Genomic DNA, 7730 nt, shown 5'->3' on the forward strand with positions numbered 1-7730 from the left:
TCGCGCTCCCTTGTTATAGTTCGGGCCTTATCACTCGCCAGTCAGGGATCACTGCCATGTCCGAATACCAAGCCTTCGTCGTCGAACTCACCGGCAACGTTGCCCATGTGCAGATCAACCGCCCGGAAAAGATCAATGCGATGAACGCGGCGTTCTGGACCGAAATCATCGACATCTTCCAATGGATCGAAGACACCGACGCCGTCCGCGCCGTGGTGCTCAGCGGCGCCGGCAAGCATTTTTCCTCGGGCATCGACTTGATGATGCTTGCCTCGGTGGCCAATGAGTTCGGCAAGGACGTAGGCCGCAATGCACGCCTGCTGCGCCGCAAGATCCTGGAACTGCAAGCGTCCTTCAACGCCGTCGACAACTGCCGTAAACCCGTACTGGCGGCGATCCACGGCTACTGCATTGGCGGCGCTATCGACCTGATCAGCGCCTGCGACATGCGCTACGCCGCCGAGGATGCGCAATTTTCCATCAAGGAAATCGACATCGGCATGGCCGCCGACGTCGGCACCTTGCAACGCCTGCCGCGCATTGTCGGCGACGGCATGTTGCGTGAGCTGGCCTACACCGGCCGCCAATTTGGCGCTGAGGAAGCGCGCAGCATTGGCCTGGTCAATCGCGTGTATTCGGACTATGAAAGCCTGTTGGCTGGCGTCATGGAAATTGCCCAGCAAATCGCCGCCAAGTCGCCGATTGCCGTGGCCGGCACCAAGGCCATGATCAGCTACATGCGCGACCACACGGTCAATGATGGTTTGGAATACGTTGCCACCTGGAACTCGGCTATGTTGCAATCCAACGACCTGCGTGTGGCCATCGCGGCCCATATGAGCAAGCAGAAACCCGAATTCGTGGATTGACCGACATGACCCCAGGCTGGATTACCACAACGCTGCTCGACAACGACGCCCCCGGCGGCTGGGCCGTCGCCCGCAGCCGCGAAGGCTTTTTGCATGACACCAACGGCCCGCTGTTTCCCCGGGAATGGCTCAAGCGCCAGGACCTCTCGGTGTTCGCCGAACATGGCATCGGCCACCTCGATGGCGAGCCGGTGTACTTGCTTGAACTCAACTCGGCCAGTGACGTGCCGGGTTGCAGTTGGCAGGGTTTGCGCGGCTTCATGCTGCAAGGCGACCACACGCTGTACAAAGTGTTGGGTTACGCCGCGCAGATCGGCACATGGGCGCGGGAACATCGGTTTTGCGGCAGTTGCGGCCAGGCGATGGTCCAGGTGCCACGGGAGCGGGCGATGTATTGCCAGGCGTGCGACCTGCGCAGCTACCCGAGGATTTCGCCGAGCATGATCGTGCTGGTGACGCGGGGCGACGAGATCCTGTTGGCACGCTCGCCACGCTTTGTCAGCGGTGTCTACAGCACCCTGGCCGGGTTTGCCGAGCCGGGTGAATCCGCTGAAGACTGCCTGATTCGCGAAGTACGCGAAGAAGTGCAGGTCGAAGTCAAGAATATCCAGTACATGGGCAGCCAATGCTGGCCGTTCCCACACTCGATGATGCTGGGGTTCCATGCCGAGTACGCCGGCGGCGACATCGTGCCCCAGGCCGACGAGATCGAAGATGCGCAGTGGTTCAACATCCACGACCTGCCGCCGTTGCCGGCGTCACGCTCGATTGCGCGCTACCTGATCGACCTCTACCTGGCCCGGCGCTTAGGCCACGCTGAACCAGTGCTGCCAGGCTAGGCGCACGGTCAGGCCGAGCACCACGGTGATAAACACCGGGCGAATGAATTTGGCGCCGCCGCTGATCGCGCTGCGTGCGCCAAAGAACGCGCCACCCATCACCGAGAAGCCCATCGCCAGGCCGACGATCCAGTCCACCGAACCGTTGAAGATGAACACCGACAGCGCCGCCGCATTGCTGACGAAGTTCATGCTGCGCGCCACGCCGCTGGCTTTGACCAGGTCGATCGGGTGCAGCAGCATCGTACTCACCGTCCAGAACGCGCCGGTGCCGGGCCCGGCCACGCCATCGTAGAAGCCCAGGCCGAAGCCTTGGGTGGACTGCCATTTCTTCTTGATGGGCGCATCGGCATCCAGCGGCGCCTTGGGCGTGCCGCCGAACAGCAGGTACACACCGCAACCGAACACGATGACCGGGAGCATTTTGTTCAGGGTTTCGGCGGGCAGGTAGTGGGCGACCACCGCACCGGCCAGGGCCCCGATCAGGGTGCCGACGATGGCATGTACCCATTGGCGCGGGTGAAACAGTTTGCGCCGGTAGAAGGTGAAGCTCGCGGTGGCGGAGCCGAACGTCGAACTCAGTTTGTTGGTGCCCAGTACCAGGTGTGGCGGCATGCCGGCGGTCAGCAGGGCCGGCGTGGTGAGCAGGCCACCGCCGCCGGCGATGGCGTCGATGAAACCGGCGATAAAGGCAACGACGGCGAGAATGGCGAGGGTGGTCAGGTCAACGCTGAGTTCGAAGGGCATGGGCAGGGCTTATTATTGGCAGGGCGCAGCGAAGGGGCTGTACCGAAGGCCAGTATCTTACCTGTCTGATGAAGGCAGAACCAAATGTGGGAGCGGGCTTGCTCCCACCTTTTGAATCCTGCCCACTCTATTAACGGTGTGTGCCTAACCACTCCAGCGCGGTGCGCCACACACAAATCCCGAGGAAGTAAGCTGACATCAGCGACCACAGCCCGAACGTCCACGGGTTGGTATTCGGATAATCCACCACCATCAAAAAGCTGCACAGCAACCAGATCGTGGTGACTGCGATATTGATCGGCATGAACCGCTTGACCCGGAACGGGTGCAGGAACTTCATGGGGGTCACCGTCAACAGCGCCAGGCCGATCACGGTCAGCAACGTGACCCAGGCTTGCGGCTGGATGATGTAGACGCACAAGGCAACCACGTTCCACGCGGCGGGGAAGCCGACAAAGTAGTTGTCCTTGCTCTTCATATTCACGTTGCAGAAGCAGAACAACGACGACACCAGAATCACCGAAACCGTGAACAGGTGCGTAAAGTCCGGCAGGTCGATATAGCGGTAGATAAACAGTGCCGGAATAAACACGTAGGTCAGGTAATCAATCACCAGGTCCAGCACCGAGCCATCAAAGCTCGGTAATACCGTACTCACATTCACTCGGCGCGCCAGCGAGCCGTCGACACCATCGACCACCAACGCGAGGCCTAGCCACAGCAGGCAAGCCTTGGGTGAGTTTTCCAGCAGTGCCAGGGTGGCCAGGAAGGCCAATACCACACCGGTGGCGGTAAAGCCGTGGGCGCCCCAGGCTTTGAGTCTGGCTACATGCAGGGTCGATATCACGGGCGGTTCTCCAAAAGGTCAAACGGGGCAGCCGACGACGTAACGCCGTCGAGTCTGGCCAGGGGATGCAGGTATCGACCGGGAAGGGGGGGATAAGGTTCACCCTCCCGGTATATCACTTAGCGTAGCAAGCGTAGGACGTTTCGGCATCAGCCCTGACGGAACACCAGCGCCTTCAGACCGCTTTGAGGGTCGATATCCGGAAATTCCGGTGGGTTCTCCAGCCGCTCGACAAAGCGCAGGCCCGGTGCTTCGCGGGTTACACCGTCAATCAGGAAGTCTTCGCCGAAGGCCGGGTCGTTCATGCAGGCCAATACCGTGCCTTGCTCCGTGAGCAAATCCTGCAGGCGGCGCAGTACGCGCTGGTAGTCCTTGGTCAGCAGGAAGCTGCCTTTCTGGAAAGAGGGCGGGTCGATGATCACCAGGTCGTAGGGGCCACTGTTGGTGACTTTGGCCCAGGACTTGAACAAGTCGTGGCCCAGAAAGGTGACCTTGCTCAGGTCGTGACCATTCAGGCGATGATTGTCGCGCCCACGGCTCAGGGCGCCACGGGCCATGTCCAGGTTCACCACATGGTCCGCGCCACCTTCGATGGCGGCCACCGAAAACCCACAGGTATAGGCGAACAGGTTAAGCACGCGCTGGCCCTTGGCCTGCTCGCGGACCCAGTTGCGGCCGTAGCGCATGTCAAGAAACAGCCCGCTGTTCTGTTTTTTACCCAGGTCGATCAGGTAACGCAGGCCACCTTCGGTGATGGTCAGCTCATCCATCGCTTCGCCCACCAGCCATTCGGTGGTGCTCTGCGGCAGATAGCGGTGTTGCAGGGCGACCGTATGAACACCGAAGCGAGCCCAGTCAATCTGCACCAGTTGCTGCTTCAAGGCATCCAGTTGCTCCGTCTCTTTGAACAGGGCAACCAGCACCACGCCTTGCAGCCAGTCCACCGTCAGTTGTTCCAGCCCCGGCCAGCAGCGGCCACGGCCATGGAACAAACGCCGGGTTTCAGCCGGCGCGCTGGCCAGGGCGGTGAGCAAATGGGCGTGCAAGGTAGCGAGTGCGTCTGGGTTCATCATTCAGCGTCGGTCTTTGAGCGGGCGGCATTTTAAACACAGTTACGGGTTTCAGGGGGGCTGGAGCACATCGTGCTGGGAAAAAGCGGATGGGCAGTGATTCATGCTCAAAATGCTCAAGCGCACGGGGTATAACAGTCAAAAAAACCTCTGGCACCGACATAAACTGGAAAAAAGCCCGGAGGTGCCCATGAACGGTTTCGCGCGTGCAGTCAGTCACACCGCTGTGGATCAAGTAGAGCAGGACGAATGGCGTGACGCTCTGGCGTCGCTGGTGGCCAATGCCGGGCCTGCGCGGGCGCGGCAGATTCTCGACCTGCTGGCACGTGAAGGCAGCGCCCCGGCTATCGACTGGAAACCGCGCCACGGTACGCCGTATATCAACAGCATCAGCGTTGAGCAGCAGCCGGCCTTTCCCGGCGACCTCGCCACCGAAGAACGCGTGGCCTCGCTGGTGCGCTGGAACGCCCTGGCCATGGTGGTACGGGCTAACCAGGCCTATGGCGAACTCGGTGGTCATATCGCCAGTTACGCCAGTGCGGCGGATTTGTTCGAAGTGGGCTTCAACCACTTCTTCCGCGCCCGCAACGACGGGTTCGGCGGCGATCTGGTGTTCTACCAGCCGCATTCTGCACCCGGCATTTATGCGCGTGCCTTTCTCGAAGGACGCTTGAGCGAAAACGACCTGGCCCACTATCGCCAAGAGATCGGAGCGCCAAAAGCCGGCGCACGCGGGCTCTCCAGCTATCCCCACCCGTGGTTGATGCCCGACTTCTGGCAGTTCCCCACCGGTTCCATGGGTATTGGCCCGATCAGTTCGATTTTCCAGGCGCGATTCATGCGCTACCTGCAGCATCGCGGCTTGCTGGACACTACCGACCGCCACGTGTGGGGCGTATTCGGCGACGGCGAAATGGATGAACCGGAAAGCATGTCGGCCCTGACCCTGGCCGCCCGCGAAGGCCTGGACAACCTAACCTGGGTGGTCAACTGCAACCTGCAACGCCTCGACGGCCCGGTGCGCGGCAATGGTCGAATCATCGACGAGCTGGAGGCGTTATTTGCCGGTGCCGGCTGGAACGTGATCAAACTGGTGTGGGGTTCCGACTGGGATGCCTTGCTCGCCAAGGACAGCGACGGCTCACTGGTGAATACCCTGTCGCACACCGTCGACGGGCAATTCCAGACCTTCGCTGCCAAGGATGGCGCCTATAACCGCGAACATTTTTTCGGCCAAAGTGCGTCTCTGGCCAAACTGGTCGAGGGCATGAGCGACGAACAGATCGACCGCCTGAAACGCGGTGGCCACGATATGGTCAAGATCCACGCCGCCTACCACGCCGCGCGCCGCGTCAAAGGCCAGCCGACGGTAATCCTGGCCCAGACCAAAAAGGGCTTCGGCATGGGCGAGGCCGGGCAGGGCAAGATGACCACTCACCAGCAGAAGAAACTGGATCGCGAGGCGCTGCTTGCCTTTCGCAATCGCTTCCAACTGCCGCTGTCGGATACGCAGACCGAATCGCTGAGTTTCTTTAAACCGTCGGATGACAGCCCTGAACTGCGCTACCTGCGTCAACGTCGCCATGCCCTGGGCGGTTATGTGCCCAGCCGCCGCCAGCTCGCAGCACCGGTAAGCGTACCACCAATGGCGGGTTACGCCGGTTTCGCCACGGCGGCGGCGGGCAAGGAAATGTCCACCACCATGGCTTTCGTGCGCATGCTCACCAACCTGCTCAAGGACAAGGCCCTGGGCCCGCGTATCGTGCCCATTGTCGCCGATGAGGCGCGCACCTTTGGCATGGCCAACCTGTTCAAGCAGATTGGCATCTATTCCAGTGTCGGCCAGTGTTACGAGCCAGAAGACATTGGCTCGATCCTCAGCTACCGCGAAGCCACCGACGGGCAGATTCTTGAAGAGGGCATCAGCGAAGCCAGCGCCATCAGTTCCTGGGTGGCAGCGGCGACCAGCTATTCGGTGCATAGCCTGCGCATGTTGCCGTTCTACATCTACTACTCGATGTTCGGTTTCCAGCGCGTCGGTGATCTGATCTGGGCTGCCGCCGATCAACGTGCCCGTGGCTTCCTGCTCGGCGCCACCGCCGGGCGCACCACCTTGGGCGGCGAAGGGCTGCAGCACCAGGACGGCAGCAGCCACCTCACTGCCGCCACCGTGCCCAACTGCCGGGCCTACGATCCGGCGTTTGCCGGTGAGTTCGCGGTGATTCTTGACCACGGCATGCGCCAGATGCTCGAGCACGATGTGGACGAGTTCTACTACGTGACCCTGATGAACGAAAACTACCCGCAACCAAGCCTGCCCGAGGGTGTAGAGGCGGCGATTATCAAGGGCATGTATAGGCTGGAGGGCGCCGTCGACGCTAAGGTGCGCCTGCTCGGCTCCGGCACCCTGGTGCGTGAGGCCCAGGCCGCCGCGCAGTTGCTGGCCGAGGATTGGCAAGTGGCGAGCGAGGTGTTCAGCGTCACCAGTTTCAGCGAACTGGCGCGGGAAGCGCGGGACGTCGAGCGGTGGAATCGCCTGCACCCGCAGGCTACCAAGCGTTGCAGCCATGTGCAGGACTGCTTGCCCCAAGGCGCACCGGTGATTGCGGTATCCGACTATGTACGCGCGGTGCCGCAGATGATCGCTTCGTACCTGGATGCCAGCTACACCGTGCTCGGCACCGATGGGTTCGGTCGCAGTGATACACGGGCGGCGTTGCGTGATTTCTTTGAGGTCGATCGGCACCACATAGTGCTGGCGGCACTGACGGCGTTGGTGGAACAGGGCAGTGTGGAGGCGCGGGTGTGCCAGGAAGCGATTGAACGGTATGGCTTGCAGACGGAGCGGGATGCGTCCTGGGTTTGCTGAATGGCGATAATCCAAATGTGGAAGCGGGCTTGCTCGCGAAAGCAGTGTGTCAGTCGCCATCTACAGTGACTGATACACCCCATTCACGAGCAAGCCCGCTCTCACATCAGCATCAATCAGTCCCAGCTTAAAGCGCCGCCAGTTTGATACTCGATCACGCGGGTTTCGAAGAAATTCTTCTCTTTCTTCAAGTCCATGATCTCGCTCATCCACGGGAACGGGTTAGTCGTCCCCGGATACTCTTCCTTCAAGCCAATCTGCGACAAACGACGATTCGCGATGAACTTGAGGTAATCCTCCATCATCGCCGCATTCATGCCCAACACGCCGCGCGGCATGGTATCGCGCGCATATTCAATCTCCAGCTGCGTCCCCTGCAGGACCATCTGAGTCGCTTCTTCCTTCATCTCGGCATCCCACAAGTGTGGGTTTTCGATTTTGATCTGGTTGATCACGTCGATACCGAAGTTCAGGTGCATCGACTCGTCG

At 60.9% G+C, this 7730-nt stretch carries 7 protein-coding genes; 3 read left to right on the forward strand and 4 right to left on the reverse strand.

All coding sequences use genetic code 11. The features are described 5' to 3' along the window. The first annotated feature begins 56 nt into the window (after positions 1–56). Both ACLBW8_RS15260 and nudC read left to right on the forward strand, forming a co-directional pair. Complete coding sequence (locus tag ACLBW8_RS15260) at positions 57–869, forward strand: crotonase/enoyl-CoA hydratase family protein (protein WP_447805726.1); 813 nt, start codon at positions 57–59, stop codon at positions 867–869. A gap of 5 nt (positions 870–874) precedes the next feature. Beyond that, a complete protein-coding gene (gene nudC, locus ACLBW8_RS15265; RefSeq protein ID WP_064452210.1) occupies positions 875–1708 on the forward strand; it encodes an NAD(+) diphosphatase in 834 nt (277 codons plus the stop codon). On the opposite strand, the gene ACLBW8_RS15270 is transcribed toward nudC, so the two are convergent. The 3 genes from ACLBW8_RS15270 to ACLBW8_RS15280 form a co-directional block, all read right to left on the reverse strand. Continuing rightward, positions 1676–2455, reverse strand: a complete 780-nt coding sequence (locus ACLBW8_RS15270) for a TSUP family transporter (protein ID WP_053256300.1) — start codon at positions 2453–2455, stop codon at positions 1676–1678. The two genes, nudC and ACLBW8_RS15270, sit on opposite strands and share 33 nt — an antisense overlap. Positions 2456–2585: 130 nt before the next feature. Next, a complete protein-coding gene (gene pcsA / locus ACLBW8_RS15275; protein WP_053256299.1) occupies positions 2586–3302 on the reverse strand; it encodes a phosphatidylcholine synthase in 717 nt (238 codons plus the stop codon). A gap of 149 nt (positions 3303–3451) precedes the next feature. After that, positions 3452–4372: a class I SAM-dependent methyltransferase gene (locus ACLBW8_RS15280; RefSeq protein ID WP_447805730.1), complete on the reverse strand. Its 921-nt coding sequence runs from the start codon at positions 4370–4372 to the stop codon at positions 3452–3454. Positions 4373–4562: 190 nt separating this feature from the next. On the opposite strand from ACLBW8_RS15280, the gene mdeB reads away from it, so the two are divergent. After that, positions 4563–7241: an alpha-ketoglutarate dehydrogenase gene (gene mdeB, locus ACLBW8_RS15285; RefSeq protein WP_447805727.1), complete on the forward strand. Its 2679-nt coding sequence runs from the start codon at positions 4563–4565 to the stop codon at positions 7239–7241. 116 nt (positions 7242–7357) lie between these two features. On the opposite strand, the gene ACLBW8_RS15290 is transcribed toward mdeB, so the two are convergent. Continuing rightward, on the reverse strand, positions 7358–7730 hold a 373-nt coding region (locus ACLBW8_RS15290), incomplete at its 5' end, for a ribonucleotide-diphosphate reductase subunit beta (protein ID WP_447805728.1).

The organism is Pseudomonas sp. M5A4_2d (assembly GCF_053345295.1).